Origin of the sequence: Rubritepida flocculans DSM 14296 (genome assembly GCF_000425365.1) — a bacterium.
In the GTDB taxonomy this organism is placed as follows: domain Bacteria; phylum Pseudomonadota; class Alphaproteobacteria; order Acetobacterales; family Acetobacteraceae; genus Roseococcus; species Roseococcus flocculans.
Genome location: NZ_AUDH01000006.1, coordinates 16946 through 38409, shown reverse-complemented (window position 1 = coordinate 38409; position 21464 = coordinate 16946). Strand labels below are relative to the sequence as shown.

At 75.6% G+C, this 21464-nt stretch carries 21 protein-coding genes; 14 read left to right on the top strand and 7 right to left on the bottom strand.

Translation table 11 applies throughout. From position 1 onward, the window contains the following. Nucleotides 1-16 precede the first annotated feature (16 nt). Nucleotides 17-571 (bottom strand): glutathione peroxidase, encoded by a 555-nt coding sequence (locus tag H596_RS0107845; RefSeq protein ID WP_027284412.1) that lies wholly within the window; start codon nt 569-571, stop codon nt 17-19. Beyond that, entirely contained in the window at nt 564-1232 is a 669-nt protein-coding gene (locus tag H596_RS0107840; protein ID WP_027284411.1) for a sulfite oxidase-like oxidoreductase, read from the bottom strand. Before H596_RS0107840 ends, H596_RS0107845 begins: the two co-directional genes overlap by 8 nt. Before the next feature lie 311 nt (nt 1233-1543). On the opposite strand from H596_RS0107840, the gene H596_RS0107835 reads away from it, so the two are divergent. Continuing rightward, nucleotides 1544-1723, top strand: a complete 180-nt coding sequence (locus H596_RS0107835; protein ID WP_027284410.1) for a hypothetical protein — start codon at nt 1544-1546, stop codon at nt 1721-1723. A 51-nt stretch (nt 1724-1774) separates the two neighbouring features. On the opposite strand, the gene H596_RS0107830 is transcribed toward H596_RS0107835, so the two are convergent. From H596_RS0107830 to flgE, 5 genes are all read right to left on the bottom strand, one after another. After that, nucleotides 1775-2542 (bottom strand): DUF1217 domain-containing protein, encoded by a 768-nt coding sequence (locus tag H596_RS0107830; RefSeq protein WP_027284409.1) that lies wholly within the window; start codon nt 2540-2542, stop codon nt 1775-1777. Continuing rightward, entirely contained in the window at nt 2539-2991 is a 453-nt protein-coding gene (locus H596_RS20675) for a flagellar biosynthesis repressor FlbT (protein ID WP_051212628.1), read from the bottom strand. Before H596_RS20675 ends, H596_RS0107830 begins: the two co-directional genes overlap by 4 nt. 139 nt (nt 2992-3130) lie before the next feature. After that, on the bottom strand, nt 3131-4198 hold the full coding sequence (locus H596_RS0107820; RefSeq protein ID WP_027284408.1) for a flagellin: 1068 nt from the start codon (nt 4196-4198) through the stop codon (nt 3131-3133). Between the two features lie 21 nt (nt 4199-4219). Then, nucleotides 4220-5755 carry a flagellar hook-associated protein FlgK gene (locus H596_RS20670; protein WP_037300525.1) on the bottom strand — a complete coding sequence of 512 codons (1536 nt, stop codon included), beginning with the start codon at nt 5753-5755 and terminating at the stop codon, nt 4220-4222. A gap of 224 nt (nt 5756-5979) precedes the next feature. Beyond that, nucleotides 5980-7263, bottom strand: a complete 1284-nt coding sequence (gene flgE / locus H596_RS0107810; RefSeq protein WP_027284407.1) for a flagellar hook protein FlgE — start codon at nt 7261-7263, stop codon at nt 5980-5982. A 221-nt stretch (nt 7264-7484) separates the two neighbouring features. Between flgE and fliK the strand changes: the two genes are divergently transcribed. From fliK to rpsT, 13 genes are all read left to right on the top strand, one after another. Next, on the top strand, nt 7485-9023 hold the full coding sequence (fliK, locus tag H596_RS22830) for a flagellar hook-length control protein FliK (RefSeq protein ID WP_027284406.1): 1539 nt from the start codon (nt 7485-7487) through the stop codon (nt 9021-9023). Between the two features lie 26 nt (nt 9024-9049). Beyond that, nucleotides 9050-9715, top strand: coding sequence for a flagellar hook assembly protein FlgD (locus tag H596_RS0107800; RefSeq protein ID WP_027284405.1), 666 nt, complete (start codon nt 9050-9052; stop codon nt 9713-9715). A gap of 321 nt (nt 9716-10036) precedes the next feature. Further along, nucleotides 10037-11710, top strand: a complete 1674-nt coding sequence (gene fliF, locus H596_RS0107795; RefSeq protein ID WP_027284404.1) for a flagellar basal-body MS-ring/collar protein FliF — start codon at nt 10037-10039, stop codon at nt 11708-11710. Beyond that, nucleotides 11707-12711, top strand: a complete 1005-nt coding sequence (gene fliG / locus H596_RS0107790) for a flagellar motor switch protein FliG (RefSeq protein ID WP_027284403.1) — start codon at nt 11707-11709, stop codon at nt 12709-12711. The genes fliF and fliG overlap by 4 nt, the downstream gene beginning before the upstream one ends. Nucleotides 12712-12751: 40 nt before the next feature. After that, nucleotides 12752-13048 carry a flagellar motor switch protein FliN gene (fliN, locus tag H596_RS20660; RefSeq protein WP_051212660.1) on the top strand — a complete coding sequence of 99 codons (297 nt, stop codon included), beginning with the start codon at nt 12752-12754 and terminating at the stop codon, nt 13046-13048. Beyond that, on the top strand, nt 13045-14466 hold the full coding sequence (locus H596_RS0107780) for a sigma-54-dependent transcriptional regulator (RefSeq protein ID WP_027284402.1): 1422 nt from the start codon (nt 13045-13047) through the stop codon (nt 14464-14466). The genes fliN and H596_RS0107780 overlap by 4 nt, the downstream gene beginning before the upstream one ends. Further along, nucleotides 14463-16523: a flagellar biosynthesis protein FlhA gene (flhA, locus tag H596_RS0107775; protein ID WP_027284401.1), complete on the top strand. Its 2061-nt coding sequence runs from the start codon at nt 14463-14465 to the stop codon at nt 16521-16523. Before H596_RS0107780 ends, flhA begins: the two co-directional genes overlap by 4 nt. Before the next feature lie 3 nt (nt 16524-16526). Further along, on the top strand, nt 16527-17438 hold the full coding sequence (locus tag H596_RS0107770; RefSeq protein WP_027284400.1) for a flagellar biosynthesis protein FlhF: 912 nt from the start codon (nt 16527-16529) through the stop codon (nt 17436-17438). Next, on the top strand, nt 17435-18187 hold the full coding sequence (locus tag H596_RS0107765; protein WP_037300583.1) for a nucleotide-binding protein: 753 nt from the start codon (nt 17435-17437) through the stop codon (nt 18185-18187). Before H596_RS0107770 ends, H596_RS0107765 begins: the two co-directional genes overlap by 4 nt. 42 nt (nt 18188-18229) lie before the next feature. Further along, the gene (locus tag H596_RS22825; protein ID WP_051212627.1) at nt 18230-19084 is read left to right on the top strand and encodes an SAM-dependent methyltransferase; all 855 of its coding nucleotides are present in this window, start codon (nt 18230-18232) and stop codon (nt 19082-19084) included. 3 nt (nt 19085-19087) lie between these two features. Further along, complete coding sequence (mutM, locus tag H596_RS0107755; protein ID WP_027284398.1) at nt 19088-19984, top strand: bifunctional DNA-formamidopyrimidine glycosylase/DNA-(apurinic or apyrimidinic site) lyase; 897 nt, start codon at nt 19088-19090, stop codon at nt 19982-19984. Between the two features lie 10 nt (nt 19985-19994). Beyond that, nucleotides 19995-20771, top strand: coding sequence for an enoyl-CoA hydratase (locus tag H596_RS0107750; RefSeq protein ID WP_027284397.1), 777 nt, complete (start codon nt 19995-19997; stop codon nt 20769-20771). Between the two features lie 201 nt (nt 20772-20972). Next, nucleotides 20973-21245 carry a 30S ribosomal protein S20 gene (gene rpsT / locus H596_RS0107745; RefSeq protein WP_027284396.1) on the top strand — a complete coding sequence of 91 codons (273 nt, stop codon included), beginning with the start codon at nt 20973-20975 and terminating at the stop codon, nt 21243-21245. Nucleotides 21246-21464: the final 219 nt, after the last annotated feature.

Genomic DNA, 21464 nt, shown 5'->3' with positions numbered 1-21464 from the left:
GAGTCCCGCCAGCGCGTCACGCCCCGGCGGGGGCGGAGAGCGCCTGCTCGATGGCGCGCAGCAGCTCGGGCGCGTCGGGGGCGACGCGGGTGGCGAAGCCCGTGACGCGCCGGCCGTCGCGCGCGACGAGGTATTTGTGGAAGTTCCAGCGCACCGGCCCCGCGCGCTCCGCCGCCCAGGCGAAGAAGGGGTGGGCGTTGGCCCCGCGCACATGGGTCAGCCCCGCCATGGGGAAGGTGATGCCGAACATGGTGTCGCAGAACTCGCGCACGCGCCGGGCGTCGGTGCTTTCCTGGTTGAAGTCGTTGGAGGGCACGCCGAGCACCACGAGCCCGCGCGCCTCGAAGCGATCGTGCAGGCGCTGCAGGGCGGCGTATTGCGGGGTGAAGCCGCAGAAGCTCGCGGTGTTCACCACCAGCAGCACGCGGCCGCGGAACGCCGCGAGCGGCAGCGGCCCGCCCTCCAGCGCGGTGAAGGCGAAGTCGAAGGCGCTGCGCTCGGCCGCGCGCGCGGCGGCGGGCGCGAGCAGCGCGGCGCCGAGCAGGGCGCGCCGGCGAGGGGTCTCAGCCATAGCGCTCCTCCCGCCAGGGGTCGGCGTTGTTGTGGTAGCCGCGCACCTCCCAGAAGCCCGGCCAGTCCTCGGCCAGCAGCTCGATGCGCGTGACCCATTTCGCGCTCTTCCAGAAATAGTAGCGCGGGATGACGATGCGCGCCGGCCCGCCATGCTGGCGCGAGAGCGGCGCGCCGTTCCAGGAATGGGCCACCAGCGCGTCCTCGGCGGCGAAGACCGCGAGCGGGACGTTGGTGGTGTAGCCGTCATAGGAGTGGAACACCACGAAGCGCGCCTCGGGCTTGGGGCGGGCGAGCATCAGCAGATCCCGCGCCGCGACGCCGCGCCAGGTGTTGTCGTAGCGGCTCCAGGCGGTGACGCAGTGGATGTCGTTCGTCCAATCGCGCTGGGGCAGGGCCATGAAGCCGTCCCAGTCCAGCGCCACGCGCTCCTCCACCAGCCCCTCCACGCGCAGGCGCCAGCGCTCGGGCCGCACATCGGGCTGCACGCCGAGGTCGAGCACGGGGAAATCCTGCACCAGGCGCTGGCCGGGGGGCAGGCGCTGCTCCTGGGGGGAGGCCGTCTCGCCCGTCAGCAGCCGGCCCTCGCGCGCCCATTGCTCCTTGGCGCGGACCAGCTTCTCGCGGATCGCGCCCTGCAGCGTCACCTCGTCCTCGGCCATGCGGCCTCCTCTGCGCTCCATCGGGGGGCCGGCGCCCCTGCCTTGTCTCGTCCCGGCGGCCGCTTCCTTCGAGCCGCGAGAGGGCTGCGCGGCAGCCGGTCCGCCCTCATGGAGGCGCGCCGTCGCCTCCGCCGGAGACAGCCCGGGTCGCTCGCTCCGGCCGGCGCGACCGCCGGCCCTATCATTAGGGGGCGCGCGGCCTGGCCGCCAGATCGGGAGGGGCCGCGCGGGCCTTGCCGGCGGGGGGGCCGGCCCGCATATGGCGGCGGGCCCGCAACCACGGGCCGCCACGCGCCCCGGGAGACGCTCCCATGACCCTTCGCCGCCGCCGCCTCGCCGCGCTGCTGGCCGCGCCCGCCCTGATCCCGGCCGCCCTGGCCGGCGGCCAGCGCCTCGACGAGCAGATGGTGCTGGTGATGCGCGTGGCGCAGCAGCGCATGGCGCTCGCGCCGGCTCGCCTCATACCAACGGCCGCTGATTTCGGCTCCTGAGAGGCCGGTGCGGCCGCTGGTATGTTACGTCCGGCGTGACCGCCGCCCGCATCACACCCGCAACCGCAGCCCCCCCGGCGGGATGCCGAACTGCGCGAGCGCATTGCCCGCGCCGCCGCCCTGCTCCTCGCGCGCGCGGGCGATCAGGTAGCGTTCCGCGAGGCGCTGCACCTCCTTCGGATCCTGCAGCTTGGCCACGTCGAGCCGCGCGGTCAGCGCGCGCGCCTGCGCCTCCACCGACTGGATCGCGAGCTGCGGCGGAATGCCGAGCGCGGCGGTGACCACGCGGCGCAGCACCGGGTTGCCCAGCACCCCATAGGGGCCATCGGCCTTGGCGGCGGATTCGCGGAACAGCACGGCGTCGCCGAGGCCGGGCTGGGTCGCCTCCAGCTCCTCGCGCCAGCGCGCGCGCAGCAGGCCATCGGCCAGGCGCTCCTGCACCTTGGGGTCGCGCAGGGCCTCGATGCCGCGCTGGTCGAGGCGCAGGGATTCCGCCGCCGCTTTCCAGCGCCGGTCGGGCAGGCGGTTCACCAGGCTGTCGGGGTTCGAAGGATCCTCGAGAAGGGCGCGCTGCGCGAGGCCGGGCTGCCCGGCCGCATCGGGGATGCCGGTGGCCACGGCGAGCACGGAGAGCACGCGCGGGTCGCGCAGGGCGGCGCGGATGTCGGGCGCGCGCTCCACCGCGCGGCGGAACTGCTCGAGCGCGCGGGCCTGCTGCGGCTCGCGCGCGAGGCGGGCGAGGGCGCGCGCCTCCTCGCCGGCCCGGTCTATCCGGCGGAAGGCGGCGACCGCGGCGCCCGGGTCGCCCGCGCCGATCACGCGCCCCGCGCCTCCGGCGCGGGATGCGTCGCCTCACGCCGCGGGGCGGGCAGCGGCGGCAGGCCCAGCACCTCCTCCTCATGGCGCATCACGCGGCGGGCGATCTTGAGGGCGGAATAGCAGTCGTCGCTCTCGGCGGATTCCAGCGCGCGCGCCAGCATCTCGCGCACGGTGGGGGAGGTGGTGGCCTCCATGAAGTCGTGGATCAGGGCGCGCGCCGCGACGAGGCCCTGCCCGCGCTCCTCCTCCGAGCCGATATAGGCCGTCTGCAGCGCGAAATAGATGCGGCGGGCGGGGGTGTTCGCGGCCTCGGGCGGCATGATCTGCTTGCCGAACAGGAAGCGCGCCTTGGCCGCGAGCTCGATCCGCGTGCGGTTGCGGAAGCGGATGGGCGCGCCGTTCACCACCATGAGGTCACCCTGCCGCAGTTCGAGGACGAGCGTGGACATCTTGTTCCTTCCAGTGTTCCAGACAGGCGCCGCCGGCGGCGGCGGCCCGGCGCCGGCCCTCCTGGCCGGTGCGGTGCGGATCAGCGCCCGGCCATCATGCCCGGGCGGGGTTAACGGGGCTTGAAGCCCGGCCGCGCGCTCATCGCAGGAAGCGCGCGAGCGTGAGCTCGGAGAGCGAGGCGATGGCGCGGTAGCTCGCCTCCAGCGCGGTGCGCGTGGCCTGCATGCGCTCCAGCGCGGCGGCGAGGTCCACCTCCTCGATGGCGGCGAGCTGCTGGCGGAGCTGGTCGGACACGTCGCGGTGGCGGCGCTGCGCGGAGCCCATGCGCGCCGCCGCCTGGCCCAGCGCGCCGGATTCCTCGGCCAGCGCCGTCTCGGCCGCGGCGAAGCCGTCGCGGATGCCGGCCAGAAGCGCCGCCCATTCCTCGCCCTCGGCGGGCAGGCTGTCGTCCAGCGCCGCCACGCTCATCAGGTTGCGCATCAGGTCGCGCGCCCAGCTTCCCGTCGTCTCGCCCCGGCTTTGCGCCTCGCCGTTGCGGTCGGCGGTGAGGCCGTAGGCGATGAGTTCGCCATCCGCGGCCGGGGCGGCGCGGCGGGCCTCGCGCTCGGCCGGGGGCAGCGCCTCCTGCGCCTGCAGATGGGCGGAGAAGGGCGAGACGCCGGGCGCGTTGCTCTGCGCGATGCCGCGCGTGGCCGCGATCACCGCCGCGGCGCCCGCCGTGCCCAGCGCGGCCACCTGGGCCGCGATGTCCTGCGCCATCTGGCCGCCGGCCAGGCCTTCGGGATCGGGGATGGGCGGGTTGCCGATGTCCTGGCCGCTGAACAGGTATTCCCCTGCCTGGCGCAGGTTCAGCAGATGCGCCATGTCGGTCAGCGCCAGCCGCGCCTGGCTGCGCGCGGACGAGAGCAGCACCGGATCGGCCGAATAGAGGCGCGGCAGCACATTGGCGCGGAACTCCCGCGCGATCTCGCGCAGCCGCCCGAGGCTCTCCTGCATCACGGCCGCGCGGCCCTGCGCCTGGGTCAGCACGCGGTCGTAGGTCTCGCGCCGGCCGAGCTCGGCGCGCAGCGAGATGGCGCGCGGCAGCTCGGGCGCGAGCTCGCCCAGCCGCTCCGTGCGCTGGCCGGTGGCGGCCTGGCGCGTGAGCGTCTCGAGCCGGCTGCGCAGCAGCGCCGTCTCGGCCGAGAGGCGCGTTGCGATCTCCATGGCCTCGTCTCCTCCTCAGCCTCAGCGCACCGCGCCGAGCAGCGTGTCCCACATGTTCTGGGCCGTGCTCAGCACGCGCGCATTGGCCGCATAGGCGTTCTGCAGGCGGATCAGCGCCGCCATCTCGGCATCCGTGTCCACGCCGGATTCGTTCTGGAAACGCGCATCGAGGCCGCGCTGCAGCGCCTGCGCGCGCTCGGCCGCCGCGGCCGCCGCCGCACGGTCCCCGGCCTGGGCGGAGGCGAGCGCGCCGGCATAGGCCTCGAGGCTGCGCGGGGCGAGGAAGGGCGAGGCGAGGCTGCCATCGGGGCCGAGCCCGCCCACGGGCAGGCTGGCCCAGGCCGTGCCGGGGCGCACCGTCTCGCCCATCGCGTGCGCGATGAGCCGGTCGAGCAGCCCCGCGAAGCCCTCGGGCCCGCCGGGCGGGTTGGGCGTGAAGGCGCTGGGCCCGCCCGGCGTATCGGCCACCGCATGGGTGCCGTCGCGCAGCAGCGCGGGGTTCTGCGCCACCTGCTCGGAGAGGCGGATCTGGTTGGCGAAGCCCATGATGCCCGCGGAGGGGTCGTTGTAGGGCAGCGTCACGTCCGGCACCTGGCCGGAGGCGCCGGTGAACAGCCGCAGCCCCTGCGCGTCGAAGCGCGCGGCGAGATGCGCGGCGGCGAGGTCGAGCTCCGCCTGGTAGCGGGGAAGGGTGGCGTCGCGCAGCGCGATCAGCTCGCCCAGCCGCCCGCCGGCGAGCTGGCGCGTCACGTCCACCCCGCCGAAGGAGACTCCCGGCAGGGTGCCGCCCGCGCCGTAATAGGCCTCGGGGCCCACCGAGGCGCGGTCGGTCGAGAACACGTCGCCGCGCGGATCGAGCGGCAGGCCGAGCCCGCCCTGGGTGACGAGCACCAGCCCGCCATCGGCCTGGTGCAGGGCGCGCACGGGCAGGCTCTCCGAGAGGCGGCCGAGGGCGAGGTCGCGCTTGTCCTCGAGATCGCCGGTGGGCACGCCGAGCGCGCGGTCCTGGCGGATGCGGTTGGTGAGATCGGCCACCTCGCGCAGCGTGTCGTTGACGCGGGAGACCTCCTCCACGATTCCGTCCTGGGCGCGCTGCCGCGCCTCGCCGATGGCCTGGGCGATGTCGTGGAAGCGGCGGGTGACGGCGCGGGCGGCCTCCTGCGCCTCGCGCTGCAGCCCGGCATCGCCGGGGGCGGCGCGCAGCGCGATCAGCCCCTCGCGCAGCCCGCCCATCGCGCCGCCCAGCGTGTCGCGCTCGCCCGGGGCGCCGTGCGCGGCCTCGACGAAGGCGAGCATCCGCTCGCGCAGCAGGGCGGCCGCGGCCTCGCCGCCGCGCGCATGGCGCTCCGCCGTCAGCGCCTGGTCCACGCTGCGCTGCGCCGCGCCGAGCCGCACGCCGAGCGGCTGGCCGTTGATGGAGACGGTCTCGGCCTCGGCGCTCTTGCGCGTGTGGCCGGGCGTGTCGGCGTTGGCGAGGTTGTGCGTGACCTGCGCGAGCGCGCGCTGCGTGGCGAGCAGCCCGCTGCGCGCGATGCCGAAGGCGAGGTCGAGGCTCATGGTCCCTCCAGGCTGGCGAGACGCCGGTTAACGAATTCCTGCCGCCCGCCGCCGGAAGGCCCGTCCTGGGCCATCGGGCGGGGGCGTGCCGGCGGCGGGCCTCCTGCCCGCCGCGGGCGCTGCTTCCGCGCCGCCCGCGGCGGCGCATGTTGCCCTCCGCGGAGCTGCATCGCGCCGCCGTCAGCGGCGCATATTGCCCGCCGCGGAGCGGCATCGCGCCGCCGTCAGCGGCGCATATTGATCGTCTCCTGCAGCATCTCGTCGCTCGCGGTCACCACGCGCGTGTTGGCGCTGTAGGCGCGCTGGGCGACGATGAGCTTGGTGAACTCGGTGGCCATGTCCACGTTGGAGCGCTCCAGCGCGCCGGTGACCAGCTTGCCCACCCCGTTGCCGTTCGCGTCGTTCACCCGGGCCTCGCCGCTCTCGATGGTGCGCATGAAGGCCGTGCCGTCCAGGCGCTGCAGCCGGTCGGGGTCGCTGAAGCCGACGATGGGCACGCGATAGATCACGCGCGACTGGCCGTTGTCGTAGTTCACCGCCACGTCGCCGTTCTCGCGCACCGCGAGGCCGGCGTAGGAGCCGGGCGGCACGCCGTTCTGCTGCACGTTGCGCAGCGAGAAGTCGCTGCCGGCGTACTGGGTCAGCCCCTGCGCGATGCCGAAGCGGCCGAGGTTGAGCGTGATGGTCTGGTTGCCCAGGCCGAAATCCATGTCGAAGCTGTAGTTGAGCGGGGTGTTGGTCACGCCCGGCACGCCGTCGAAGGATTCGAGCGTGCCGTTGGTGGCGAAGGTGATCGGGATGTCCACCGGCCCGCCCGCGGGGTCGGGCTGGATGCTCATCTGCCAGGAGCGCGCGGGGCCGGGCGAGCCGGGCGTCTGCGAGAAGGTCAGCGTCAGCGCCCGGCGCGTGCCGAGGCTGTCATAGACCTGCACCTGGGTGGAGAAGCTGCGCGCATCCGCGGGCGTGGCGGGCGGGTCCAGCGCGGGCAGGTTCGCCGCGATGGTGATCTCGGAGGTGGCGATCGGGTTGAACACCTGCTGGCTGACGCGGATGGGCTCGAGCGTCGTGCGGTCCACCACCCCCTCGCCGGAGACCGGCCAGCCCTGCAGGTAGTAGTTCGCGCCGTTCACCAGGTAGCCGTCGCGGTCCATGCGGAAATCCCCCGCGCGGCTGAAGAACTGCCGCTCGTCGAAGACCGGCAGCCCGCCGGAGAAGCCGCGCGCCAGCGCCACCGAGAAGAAGCCCTGGCCGCCGATGGCCAGCGCCAGCGGGTTCTCGCTCTGCTCGATGGTGCCCTGCACGCTGTTGGTGAAATCGGGCCGGGCGAAGACCGAGCCCGGCGCGTGCAGGGTGGGGCCCGACTGGGTGACGAGATCCTGGAAGTTGGTGTCCACCCGCTTGAAGCCGACGGTCTGGCTGTTGGCGAGATTGTCCGAGACATGGCCGAGCGCGCGCGACTGGGCCATCAGGCCCGAGATGGCGGTCGTCATGGAACCGAAGAGGGACATGGGGGGTGTCCTTCGTTGTGACGGCGGCCGGGGAGGGGGGGTGGCCGCGGCCCTCTCCTGGCAGCCCGCGTGCCAGCCGGGGGACGGCGCGGCCCGGCAAGGCGCGGGCCGCACCCGGCAGATGCTGCCGCCGCCCCGGCGAGCCCTGCCCGGCAGGCGCTGGCACGCTCCGGCGCGCCGCTTGCAGCCGGCGCGGCGACCCGTCACCGGAGCCGCCCCCCATGGACTCCCTCGCCGTGCTGCCCGTGCCGCCGCCCTCCTGGCCGCTCGCGCCCCTTCCGGCCGAGGGCGAGGCCGGCGGCTTCGCGGAGCTGCTCGCCGGAAGCCTGCCCGCCGCGCCGCCGGGCGAAGCCGGCGCGCCGCCCCTGCGGTCCGGCCTCGCCGCCAGCCCCGGCCCGCTGCCGGTCCTCGCGCCCGCCACTCCCGGCGGGGCGCCCCTGCCGGCAGTCGCGGCCCAGGCCCTCGCCGCGCCGGCCGAGACGCTCGGGGCCGCGCCGCGCAGCGCGGAGGCATCCGCCGCGCCTCCGGCGCAGGAGGATCGGCCCGGGCTTCCGGCGGGCCTGCCTATTCCCGCCCCGGCGCAGGGGGCGGCCCCGCCGCGCGCCACCGCCGCCGCGCCGGAACCCGCCCCCTTGCCGGCCGCGCCGCCGGGGGCGGAGGGCCAAGACGCCCTCGCCGGGGCCGAGCCCGCCGATGCGCCGGCGGCCGATGGTCCGCCCGAGGCGGCGCGGCCCGAGCCGGAGGCCGGAGAGCGCAGCCCCCCGGGGGCGCCGCCCGTCTCGCCGCCGCCCCTCGCGCCTCCCGCCGTGCCGCCTCCGGTGGCTCCTTCCCTGGCCGCCTCGCCCGCGCCGGCGCCGATGGCGCCACCGCCCTCGGCCATGCTGGCGCATGCCGCTGTCTCCCACGACCCGGGCGGGCTGGCCGCCCCGAGGGCGGAGGCCGCGGGTTCGGCCGGGCCGACGGGCCCTGGCCTCCCCGCGCCGGGACAGCCCGCCCCGACGGCTCCGGCCGGCGACGCCCCGCCGGGCGCGCTTGCCGCCGCGCCGACCGCCATTCCCCCGGCCGCCTTGCGCAGCGCGCCCGCCGCGCCGCCGCCCGCCCCGGCGGAGGACGCCATGCCCGAGCCCCTGGCGCGGGCGCCGGAGGCGGAGCCTGCCGCCGCCCCGCCCGCAGCGGAGGCCCCGGTGCGCGGCGAGCATGGGCCCTCCACGCCGCCGTCCGCCCGCGAGGCCGCCCCGGCCCCGCCGCGCGCCCTGCCCGAGCTGGCGGCCTGGGCGGCCAGCCTCCCTGCCGAGGCGCCCGAGGGCCCTCTCCGCACCGAGGCCCCGCCGCCCGCCGCCGCCCCCGCCCCGCCCCCGCCCGCGCGCCAGGTCGCGCCCGTGGCGGTGGCGCTCGCCTTCGCCCCGGCGCTCGGCCAGTTCCAGGTGGCGCTGGATCCGCCCCAGCTCGGCCGTGTGGAGATCGCCGTGCGCCGCGAGGGCGAGGCGCATGAGGTGCGCGTGCTGGCCGAGCGGCCCGAAACCCTCGCCCTGCTGGAGCGGGACCGCGCCGAGCTGGGCCGGGCGCTCGCCGAGGCCGGGGTGGCGCTGGGCGAGGGCGGGCTGCGCTTCGCGCTCGCCGGCGAGTCGGGCCCCGGCGGCGGCCATGCGGGCGCGGGCGGGCGCGAGCCCAGCCCCGCCTGGCGCGCCGAGCCCGCCGCCGCCCCCGCCCCCTCCACCCCGCCGCCGGCCGGGCGCGGGCTGCTCGACCTCAGGATCTGACCCCCTCGCATGACAGGAGAACGCCCATGAGCGGCAGCATCGCCTCCACCACCGCCGCGGCGGCATCGGGCGCCGGCAACCGCGCCGGCAGCCGCATCAACGCCGATTTCGACATGTTCCTGAGCCTGCTGACCACGCAGCTCCGCAACCAGGACCCCACCCGGGCGATGGACGCGCAGCAGATGACGCAGCAGCTCGTGCAGTTCGCCGGGGTGGAGCAGCAGATCGCCGCCAATGAGCGGCTGGAGCGGCTGATCGCGCTGCAGGAGGCGGGGCAGCTCACCGCCTCCGCGCCGCTGATCGGGCGGATGGTGGAGGTGGAGAGCGACCGCCTCAGCCTGCAGGGCGGCGAGGCGCGGCTGCGTCTTCCCCCCGCCGCGGCCGCGGGCGAGCGCGCGGTGGTCAGCGTGCTGGATTCGCAGGGGCGCAGCCTGCTCTCGCGCGAGGTCGCGCTCGGCGCGGCGGCGCAGGAGTGGCGCTGGGACGGGCGCGACGGCGCGGGGCGCGCCCTGCCCGACGGCGCCTATGCGGTGCGCGTGACGGCAACCGGCACGGGCGGGGAGACGCGCGCGCTCGGCTTCTCCGTGATCGGCCGTGCCACGGCGGCGGAGCGGCGCGACGGGCAGGTGCTGCTGCGCCTCGGCGCGCTCGGCGTGGGCTTCGAGAAGCTGAGGGGCCTCGCCGAGATCTGATGCGGGCGGCATGACATGCGGCCCCTCTCGTGCGCAGGGTTGGCGGCCCATCGGAGCGTTGCGTCGATGGGAGCCGCTGCGGCGGCTGCGCGCTGAAACAAGGGCATGCCAGGGGCCGCGCCGCCCTGTCGCACGTCGGCGGAAGCGGCCGCCGGCATGATGCGGGCAGGGGCGGCAGAAGCGCCGCCGCGCGCGTTAACCCTCCGCTAACCCGACCCCCGGCAAAACCTGCCTGCCCAGGACGGGCCCTCCCCATGGCGGGGAGGCAAGCCGGGAGTCACAGGACGTGCCCTTCACCGCCCCCTCAAGCCGGACGCCGCGATGGGCGCGCTGATCGCGCAGCTTCAGGCGCTGGGCCGGCTCCGCCTTGCGGCGCTCGGCGGGCTCGCGGCGGTGCTGCTGGCCGGGCTCGGCTTTCTCGTCCTGCGCGCGGGCACGCCGCCCATGGCGCTTCTCTATGGCGAGCTGGAGGCGCGGGATGCGGGCGCCGTGGTCGCGGCGCTGGAGCGCCAGCGCGTGCCGTTCCGCCTGGCGGCCGGCGGCAGCCAGGTGCTGGTGCCGGCCGAGGATGTGCCCCGGCTGCGCCTGATGCTGGCGCGCGAGGGTCTGCCGGCCGGCGGCTCGCTCGGCTACGAGATCTTCGACCGCGGCGAGGGGCTGACCACCACGCCCTTCCAGCAGGAGATGAACCGGCTGCGCGCGCTGGAGGGCGAGCTCTCGCGCTCCATCCGCGCCCTCGCCGGCGTGCGCGCGGCGCGCGTGCATCTCGTCCTGCCGCGGCGCGAGGCCTTCTCGCGCGAGCGGGGCGAGGCCCAGGCCAGCGTGCTGCTGACCATGCAGGGCGCGCAGCGGCTCGATCGCGAGGGGGTGCAGGCGGTGCTGCACCTCGTCGTCGCCGCCGTGCCGGGGCTGCGGCCCGCCAATGTCTCCATCGTGGACAGCCGGGGCGAGCTGCTGGCGCGCGGCGGCCAGGCGGTGGGCGGGGCGGCCGGCATGGCCACGCGCGAGGAGCTGCGCCGCGGCGAGGAGGCGCGCCTCGCCCGCGCCGTCGAGGAGATGCTCGAGCGCGTGCTCGGCCCCGGCCGCGTGCGCGCCGAGGTGGCGCTCGAGATGGACCACGACCGGGTGGAGACGCGCGAGGAGCGCTTCGACCCCGACAACCAGGTGGCGCGCAGCCAGCACTCCGTCACGGAAACCAGCCGCAGCCAGGAGCCGCAGAACGTCTCGGTGCAGAACAACCTCCCCGGCGCGGAGGCCGGGGCCGGCGCCGGCACCCAGGAGAGCCGCCAGGAGGAGACGACGAATTTCGAGATCGGCCGCACCGTGCGCAGCATCCTGCGCGAGCAGCCGGTGCTGCGCCGCCTCTCGGTCGGCGTGCTGGTGGACGGGGTGATGGAGCGGCGCGAGGGCCAGCCGCCCCAGTTCCGCGAGCGCACGGCCGAGGAGCTGGCGCGCATCGCCGCCCTGGTGCGCAGCGCCGTGGGCTTCAACGAGCAGCGCGGGGATCGCGTGGAGGTCGTCTCCATGCGCTTCGCCGAGGCCGAGGCGGCGCAGCCCGAGGCGCCGGGCCTCTTCGGCCTGGGGCTGAGCGAGGCGCTGGTGGCGCGGCTTGCCGAGACGGCGCTGATCGGGCTGCTCGCGCTGCTCGCCCTCTTCCTGATCGCCTGGCCGGTGGCGCGCCGGCTGTCGCTCAGCCTCGCCCCGGCGGGGGCGCTGGCGGGGGCGGGCGCGGCCGGCGGCGCGATCGCGGGCGCGGCCGCGGGCGGGCAGGGCGGCGCGCTGCCGCCCGGCGCGGCGGGCGCGGCCCTGCCCGGCGCAGAGGGCGCGGGCGCGCTGCCCGGGCCCGAGGGCGACGAGGCGATGGTCAGCATGGCCTCGGTGCGCGGGCAGATGCGCGCCTCCTCCATCGCCAGGCTCGTGAAGCTGACCGAGGAGCACCCCGAGGAGGCGCTGCTGGTGCTGCGCCGCTGGCTCACCCCGGAGGATGACGCATGAGCGAGACTCCCGCGCTCAAGGGGCCGCAGAAGGCCGCGATCCTGATGCTGACCATCGGCGAGGAGCACGCGGCCAAGCTGTTCGCCCGCATGCACGAGGACGAAATCCGCGACCTCTCCCACGCCATGGCGCAGCTCGGCACCATTCCGGCCGAGCTGGTGGAGGCGGTGTGCGAGGAGTTCGCCGCCAATCTCGGCCAGGCGGGCCGGCTCATCGGCTCCTTCGAGACGACCGAGCGGCTGCTGCTCAAGACGCTGCCCAAGGAGAGGGTGGCGCAGATCATGGAGGAAATCCGCGGCCCCGCGGGTCGCACCATGTGGGACAAGCTCGGCAACGTCAGCGAGACGGTGCTCGCGAACTACCTCAAGAACGAATACCCGCAGACGGTGGCGGTGGTGCTGACCAAGGTGAAGCCCGACCACGCCGCGCGCGTGCTGGCCCTGCTGCCCGACGGCTTCGCCATGGAGGTCGTCATGCGCATGCTGCGCATGGAGAACGTGCAGAAGGAGGCGCTGGAGGGCGTGGAGCGCACGCTGAAGATGGAGTTCATGTCCAACCTCGCGCGTACGCAGCGCCGCGACGCGCACGAGCTGATGGCGGAGATCTTCAACAGCCTGGACCGCCAGGCCGAGGCGCGGATCATGGGCGCGCTGGAGGAGCGCAACCGCGAGGCGGCCGAGCGCATCCGCAGCCTGATGTTCACCTTCGACGACCTCAAGCGCCTCGACGCCCAGGGCGTGCAGACGCTGCTGCGCGGCGTCGAGAAGGAGCGCCTCACCCTCGCGCTCAAGGGCGCGGGCGAGGAGATGCGCGAGCTCTTCTTCCGCAACATGACCGAGCGCGCGGCGAAGCTGCTGCGCGACGACATCGCCGCCCTCGGCCCCGTCCGCCTGCGCGACGTGGACGAGGCGCAGGCCGCCATCGTGGCCGCCGCGAAGGAGCTCGCGGCGCAGGGCCAGATCCAGCTCTCGGAGGGCAGCAATGACCAGTTCGTCGAGTGAGGAGGCTGCGGTGGAGACGCCGGAGACCCCCTTCGAGCCGGTGCAGCTCGGCAGCGGCGGCGCCACGGCCGGCCCGCCGCCGCCGCCGCGCGAGCTCGATGCCGTCTACGACATCCCCGTGCAGGTCAGCGCCGTGCTGGGGCGCGCCACGCTGCAGGTGAGCCAGCTTCTCAAGCTCGGCCGCGGCGCGGTGGTGGAGCTGGACCGCAAGCTGGGCGAGGCGGTGGACATCTACGTGAACAACCGCCTCGTCGCCCGCGGCGAGGTGGTGATGGTCGAGGACAACCGCCTGGGCGTGACGATGACCGAGATCGTCAAGGCGGACCGCGCGACATGACCCGGCTGCTCATCCTCGGCGCGCTTTCGGGCGAGCTCGGCCAGGCGGCGCGCATCGCCGCGGCCCGCGGCGCATCGCTCGCCCAGGTGGAGGGCGTCACCTCCGCGCTGGCGGCGCTGCGCGGGGCGGGGGCCGATCTCGTGCTGGCCGACGCCGCGCACGACCTGCCCTGGCTGCTTGAACGCATGGGCGAGGAGCGCATCGCCACCCCGCTGGTGGCCTGCGGGCGCAGCGCCGACGCCGAGGGGGTGCTGCGCGCCATCCGCGCCGGCGCGCGCGAGTTCCTGCCCCTGCCGCCGGATGCGGAGCTGATCGCGGCCATGCTGCAGGCCGTCTCCGCCGCACCGGAGCGGCCCATCGCGGCCGATCCGGCCAGCGCCGCCCTCATCGCGCGCGCCGAGCAGCTCGCCCGCGCCGACGCCTCGGTGCTCATCACCGGCGAGAGCGGCACGGGCAAGGAGGTGTTCGCCCGCCACATCCACGCGACCTCGCGCCGCGCGCGCGGGCCCTTCGTCGCGCTCAACTGCGCCGCCCTGCCCGAGACGCTGCTGGAGAGCGAGCTGTTCGGCCACGAGAAGGGCGCCTTCTCGGGCGCGGTGGCCGCGCGCAAGGGCAAGTTCGAGCAGGCGGAGGGCGGCACGCTGCTGCTCGACGAGATCGGCGAGATGGACCTGCGCCTGCAGGCCAAGCTGCTGCGCGCCATCCAGGAGCGCGAGGTGGACCGCCTCGGCGGCACGAGCCCGGTGAAGGTGGATGTGCGCATCCTCGCCGCCACCAACCGCGACCTGCCGGCCGAGGTGCGCGCGGGCCGCTTCCGCGAGGATCTCTACTTCCGCCTCAACGTGGTGCAGCTTCGCATCCCGCCGCTGCGCGAGCGCCCGGGCGACGTGCTGCCGCTCGCCCGGCATTTCGCCGCGCGCTACGCCGAGGTGAACGGGCTGCCGCGCCGCCCGCTCTCGCCCGCGGCCGAGGCGCGGCTCGCCGCCCATCCCTGGCCGGGCAATGTGCGCGAGCTCGAGAACACGCTGCACCGCGCGGTGCTGCTGGCCGAGGGGCGCGAGATCGGCGCCGAGGCCATCGAGCTGCTGGCGGTGGAGCAGGCCACGCCCCCGCCCGCCGAGGCCGCCCCCGCCCCCGCCGCCGCCCCGATCCCGCGCGTCGCCACGGCCGATCCCATCGCGGCGCTGGTCGGCCGGCGCATGGAGGAGGTGGAGCGCGAGCTGATCCTCGAAACCCTCGGCCGCTGCCTCGGCAACCGCACCCGCGCGGCGGAGATCCTCGGCATCTCCATCCGCACGCTGCGCAACAAGCTCGCCGAATACCGCGGCCAGGGCATCAGCGTGCCGCCCGCGCCCGGCCAGCTTGCGATGGGCCCGCTTCCCGTGGGCGCGCTGCCCGATGGCTGGAGGGCCGCGTGAAGGGAATCGCCCTGCCGGGCTGGCTGCGCTCCTTCCGCGTCTCCTCGGAGGCGGCGCTGGTCGCGGGGGTGGCGCTTGTGCTCGCCATCCTCATCGTGCCGCTGCCCGGCGCGCTGCTCGACGCCGCGCTCGCGCTCAACATCACCGTCTCGGTGCTGGTGCTGATGGTGGCGCTGCTGCTGACGCGCCCGCTCGATTTCCAGTCCTTCCCGCAGCTTCTTCTCATCACCACGCTGTTCCGGCTGGGGCTGAACGTCGCCACCACCCGCGCCATCCTCGCCGAGGGGCATGAGGGGCCGCAGGCGGCGGGCGACATCATCGCCACCTTCGGCCGCTACCTGATGGGCGGCGACATCCTGGTGGGCATGATCGTCTTCGCCATCCTGCTGATGGTGAACCACGTCGTCATCTCCAAGGGTGCTGGGCGCATCGCCGAGGTCTCGGCACGCTTCCACCTCGACGCCATGCCCGGCAAGCAGATGGCGATCGACGCCGACCTCTCCGCCGGCACCATCGACGAGAAGGAGGCCAAGCGCCGCCGCCGCGAGCTGGAGGAGGAGAGCGGCTTCCACGGCGCGATGGACGGCGCGGGGAAGTTCGTGAAGGGCGATGCGGTGGCGGGGCTGATCTCCACCTTCATCAACCTGCTGGGCGGGCTCGCCATCGGGCTCGGCCGGCACGGCATGCCCTTCATGGAGGCGGTGGAGACCTACTCCATCCTCACCGTGGGCGACGGGCTGGTGGGGCAGATCCCCGCGCTGCTCGTCTCGGTCGCGGCGGCCATCGTCGTCACCAAGGCGGTGCGCGAGGAGCAGGCCGACAAGCTCATGGCGAAGGAGCTGGGCGGCTGGAAGCCGCTCGCCGTCGCCTCGGGCAGCGCGCTGATGCTGGGCCTGATGCCGGGCATGCCGCTGCTGCCCTTCCTCGCGCTGGCCGGCGCCACGGGGGCGGCGGCCTGGTGGCAGCGCAAGGCCGCCCTCGCCCCGCCGCCCGAGCCCGAACCCGAGCCAGGCTCGCCCGCCGAGCCGCCGGTGGCGGAAGCCCTGCGCATGGACATGCTGCGCCTCGAGCTCGGCTACGGGCTGCTGGTGCTCGCCTCCGGCGAGGCCCCGCGGCTGACGGAGCAGATCCGCGGCCTCCGGCGCGCCATCGCGCAGGAGATGGGCTTCGTCCTGCCCGCGGTGCGCATCCAGGACAATCTCGACCTGCCGCCCGACACCTATGTGCTGCGGCTGAAGGAGATCGAGGTGGCGCGCGGCCGGCTGCGCCCGCCCATGCTGCTCGCCATCAGCCCCGAGGGGCCGCTGCCCGAGCTGCCCGGCGAGCGCACGGAGGAGCCCGCCTTCGGCCTGCCCGCCCTCTGGATCGAGGAGCGCCACCGCGAGGAGGCGCTGGCGCGCGGCTGCACGGTGGTGGACTGCGCGGGCGTCCTCGCCACCCACCTCACCGAGGTGGTGCGCGAGAACATGGCCGAGCTGCTCTCCTACGCCGAGACGCAGAAGCTGCTCGAGGAACTCCCGCGCGAGCAGCAGAAGCTGGTGCAGGAGCTGATCCCCGCCCAGGCCAGCATCGGCCTGCTGCAGCGGCTGCTGCAGGCGCTGCTGGCCGAGCGCGTCTCCATCCGCGACCTGCCCACCATCCTCGAGGGGCTGCAGGAGGCGATGGCGGGCAATCTGCGCAGCCTGCCGCAGATCCTGGGCGTGGTGCGGCTGCGCCTCGCGCGGCAGATTTCCGAGGCGGCGCGCGGCCCGGGGGGCTATGTGCCCATCGTCACCCTCTCGCCGGAATGGGAGGTGGCCTTCGCCGAGGCGCTGGCCGGCCCGCCGGAGGAGCGGCAGCTCGCCATGGAGCCGGCGAAGCTGCAGAGCTTCCTCCAGCGCCTGCGCGACGTGATGGACGCCCAGGCGGCGCTGGGCGAATCGCCCGTGCTGCTCACCTCCGGCACGCTGCGCCCGCATCTGCGCGCGGTGGTGGAGCGCTTCCGCCCCAGCACCGTGGTGCTGGCGCAGGGCGAGCTGCACCCGCGCGTGCGGGTGCGCGCCCTGGCGAGCATCTGATCCATGCGCGTGCGCGTCTTCCAGGGCCGCAGCGCCTCGCAGGCGCTGGCCGCCGTGCGCGAGGCGCTGGGCGAGGAGGCGGTGGTGCTCGGCACGCGCCGGGTGGGCGGGATCGTCGAGGTCACCGCCGCGCTGGAGGTGGAGGAGCCGCTGCTCATCCCGCCCGGCGCGCCGCTCACCCCCGCCGATCTGCCCCCCGCGCTCGCGCGCCACAACATGCCGAGCCCGCTCGCGCTGCGCCTGGCCGCCGCGCCGCTGCCCGAGGCGCTCGGCGAGGCGCTGGCCTTCGCCCCCCTGCCCACGGAGCGGCCCATCCTGCTCGTCGGCCCGCCCGGGGCGGGCAAGACGCTGACCTGCGCGAAGCTCGCCGCGCGCGCCACCATGGCGGGCCAGCCCCCGCTCGTCGTCACCGCCGACGGGGCGCGGGCGGGGGCGGTGGAGCAGCTCGCCGCCTTCACGCGGCTCTTGCGCCTCACCCTCGCCGTCGCCGCCCAGCCCGAGGTGCTCGCCAAGTCGCTGCGGCGGCGCGAACCCGGCCAGCCCGCCTTCCTGGACGGCTTCGGCTGCGACCCCTTCGACGCCGCCCAGGCCGCGCGGCTGCACCGGCTGATCGAGGCGGCGGAGGCCACGCCCGTGCTCGTCCTGCCCGCCGGGCTCGACGCCGAGGAGGCGGAGGAGCTGGCCCGCGCCTTCCACCTGCTGGGCGCGCGGCACATGATCGCCACACGGCTCGACGTGGCGCGGCGGCTGGGGGGGATTCTCGCCGCCGCCTCGGTCGGGCTTGCGCTGACCGAGGCCGGGATCGGGCCGCAGGTGGCGCGCGGGCTCGCGCCGCTCAGCGCCGAATGGCTCGCCCAGCGGCTGCTCGCGCCCGCGGGCGCGCCGCTCGATCTCCAGGGGGAGTGCGCGGCATGACGCGCCTGATCGCCATCGCCTCCGGCAAGGGGGGTGTGGGCAAGACCTGCCTCGCCATCGGGCTCGCCCAGGCGCTCGCCGAGCGCGGGCGGCGCGTGGCGCTGGTGGACGGGGATCTCGGCCTCGCGAACGTGGATGTGCAGCTCGGCCTGCCGCCGGGGCTCGACCTCGGCGATGTGCTCTCCGGCCGCTGCGCGCCCGAGGCCGCGCTGCAGCCCCATGCCGGGGGGTTCTCGGTGCTGCCCGGGCGTTCGGGCGCGGCGGCGCTGGCGGCGCTGGACGCGGGCGGGGTGGCGCGGCTGATCGGCGTGCTGCGCGCCCTGCCGGCGGAGGCGGTGGTGCTCGACCTCGGCGCCGGGCTCGGCCCCGCGCCGCGCCGCCTCGCCGCCGCGGCCGATCTGCTCTGCGTCATCGCCACCGAGGAGCCGACCAGCCTCACCGACGCCTATGCCGTGCTGAAGCTGCACCGGCAGGATGGGGCCCCGCCCGGGCGGGCGGGGGTGGTGGCGAACCTCGTTCCCAACGCCGCCGCCGGGCAGCGTGTGCATGCCGCGCTGGACCGCGCCTGCCGCGGCTTCCTGGGGGCGGGGGTGGGGCTGCTCGGCCATGTGCGGCGCGATGCGCGCATCCCCGCCGCCATCCGTGCGCAGCAACCCCTTCTCACCCGCCATCCGGCGAGCCCCGCGGCGGAGGATCTGCGCGCCCTGGCCGCGGCGGTGGAGGTGCCGGCACTCGCCCGCAGCGCCTGATCCCCCCGTGCCAGCCGGCCCGCGCCCGCCTATAGGGGCGGCATGCCCACCGCCTCCGAACGCCAGGCCCGGCGCGTCGCGCGCTACTACCGCTGGCTCGACGGCCTCTCCTTCTTCCGCGAGTGCCGGGCGGAGGGCGAGGAGGCGCACCCCGTCCATCGCGCCCTGACGGACCCCGAGGGCGGCCCGCCCTCGCCCCTCGTGATCCACCGCCTGATGCTGGAGGGCCTGGCGCTGCCCCCCGCCCCGCGCGTGCTCGATGCCGGCTGCGGCTATGGCGCCACGATGCTCGACCTCGCGCCCCGGCTGGGCGGGGACTGGACGGGCCTCACCCTCTCCGAGGCGCAGCGGGCGCGCGGCGCGGCGGCCATCGCGCGCGCCGGGCTCGCCGGGCGGGTGCGCATCCTCCTGCGCTCCTACGACGACCCGCCGCCCGGGCCCTTCGACCTGATCCTCGGCATCGAGAGCCTGATCCACAGCGCCGATCCCGCCGCGACCGTGGCGGGGCTCGCGCGGGTGCTGGCGCCGGGCGGGCATCTCGTCATCGTGGACGACATGCCCGAGGAGGCGCTCGCGCCCGAGGCGGCGGCGCGGCTCGCCCAGTTCAAGCGGTTCTGGCGCTGCCCGGTGGCGCCGACGCGCGCGGGCTGGCTCGCGGCGCTGGCCGCCGCCGGGCTCGTGCCGGTGCGCGAGCGGGACCTCAACCCGCTGCTGCGCGCCCGCCCGCGCGCCGAGACGGCGGCGCGGCTCGCCGCGCTGAACACGCCCTGGCGGCGCCTGCTGCGCGCGCTCGGCCTCGGGGTGCGGGCCGAGGCGGAGATCGGCGGCATCCAGCTCGAAACCCTGCAGACGGAGGGCGACCTGCACTACCGCCTGCTCGTCGCCCGCAAGCCCTGAGCCATGCCGGAGCTGCCCGAGGTCGAGACCGTCATGCGCGGCCTCGCCGCCGTGCTGGAGGGGCAGGCGATCGCGCGGGCGGAGCTGCGCCGGGCCGATCTGCGCTGGCCCCTGCCGCCCGGCCTCGCCGCCACGCTCACGGGGGCGCGGGTGGAGGGGTTCCGCCGGCGCGGGAAATACATGCTCATGCGCCTCGAGGGGCGGCCGAGCCTGCTCATCCACCTCGGCATGTCGGGCCGGATGGTGGCGCGGCGCCGGGACGCGCCCCTCCTGCCGCGGCTCGGCCCGCAGGGCGCGGCCTCGGACGCGCGGGGCCACAACCAGCCGCCCGATGCGCACGAGCACCTGGTGATGGAGACGGAGGGCGGCTGGCGGATCGGCTTCGTGGACCCGCGCCGCTTCGGCCATCTCGACCTCGTGCCCCGCGAGGCCGAGGACGCGCACCCGCTGCTGGCGGGGCTCGGGCCGGAGCCGCTCGATCCGGCCTTCGATCTCGCGGCGCTGGAGGCCGCGCTCGCCGGCCGCTTCACCCCCATCAAGGCCGCGCTGCTGGACCAGCGGACGGTGGCGGGGCTCGGCAACATCTATGTGAGCGAGGCGCTGTTCCGCGCCGGGATTTCGCCGCGCCGGCTCGCGGCCACCATCCCCGGCGCGCGGGCGGCGCGGCTGCTGCCCGCCATCAAGTCCGTGCTGGCCGAGGCCATCGCCGCCGGCGGCTCCAGCCTGCGCGACTATGTGCGCGCGGACGGGGAGCTCGGCGTGTTCCAGGAGCGCTTCGACGTCTATGGCCGCGCGGGCGAGCGCTGCGCGGACTGCCCCGGCGGGCGGCGCTGCGGCGGCATCGCCCGGCTTGTGCAGTCCGGCCGATCCACCTTCTACTGCCCGCTGAAACAGCGGTGAGGGAGCGCCCATGGCCTTCGAGATGATCCTGACGGAAACCCATGGCGCGACGGCGGTGATCCGCCTCAACCGCCCCCAGGCGCTGAACGCGCTGTGCGACCAGCTCATGGGCGAGCTCGGCGAGGCGCTGCGGGGCTTCGACGCCGATCCCGCCATCGCCGCCATCGTCATCACCGGCAGCGAGAAGGCCTTCGCCGCGGGGGCGGACATCAAGGAGATGCAGTCCCGCAGCTATCCGGCCGTCTATTTCGAGGACTTCATCACCGCCCGCTGGGAGGTGGTGACGACGATCCGCAAGCCCGTCATCGCCGCGGTGGCCGGCTTCGCGCTGGGCGGGGGCTGCGAGCTCGCGATGATGTGCGACATGATCGTGGCCGCGGAGAACGCGAAGTTCGGCCAGCCCGAGATCAACCTCGGCATCATCCCCGGCGCGGGCGGCACCCAGCGGCTGACGCGCGCCGTGGGCAAGGCCAAGGCGATGGACCTGGTGCTGACGGCGCGCATGATGGACGCGGCCGAGGCCGAGCGGGCGGGGCTGGTGGCCCGCGTGGTGCCGCTCGACCAGCTCCTGCCCGAATGCCTGAAGATCGGCGAGAAGATCGCCTCCCTCTCCGCGCCCAGCGTCGCCATCGCCAAGGAATGCGTGAACCGCGCCTTCGAGACGACGCTGGCCGAGGGCGTGCGCTTCGAGCGCAGGATCTTCTACAGCCTCTTCGCCACCGAGGATCAGAAGGAGGGCATGGCGGCCTTCGCCGAGAAGCGCAAACCCGCCTTCCGCCACCGCTGAGCCGGCCGGCGGTCAGGCCGGAGCTTTCGCGCAGGCCCGCTCGGCAGGCGGCGGCGCGCCGCGACGCCGCCGGCCGGCATGATGGCGCAACCCCGCCCCGCTCGGCTTGACGCTGGGGGCGGGGCGGGATTACACCCTCGCCTCCCGCGGCGGTCCCCGCCGCCCATCGCCACCCACTCGACAGAGCTCTCACCGCCCGCCATGGCCAACAACGCTTCCGCGCGCAAGCGCATTCGCCAGACCGAGAAGCGCACCCTGCGCAACCGCATGCGGCGTTCCCGCGTGCGCACCTTCCTGCGCAAGGTGGAGGCGGCGATCGCGGGCGGGGACAAGGCGCAGGCCGAGGCCGCCTTCCGCGCCGCGCAGCCGGAGCTGCATGTCGCGGTGACCAAGGGCGTGCTGCATCGCAACACCGTGGCGCGCAAGCTCTCGCGCCTCTCCGCGCGTATCAAGGCGATCGCCGCGGCGGGCTGAGCCGCCCATCCCATAGATATCGCAAGAATTCCGGTCACTGGCGGCCAATCGAGCCGCCAGCGAAAACTGCTGTTCTACTTCGCGGCAACGCGGGTGAAGCTTCTCTGCAACACCCGTCGGGCGCGAGTGGGGCGCGGCATTGGGGGAGTTCCCTCCGCGCGCCGCCTCGCGTTACGCTGTGTGTCAAGGACAGGAGGCGGGGAGGGCGTCGGGCGCAGG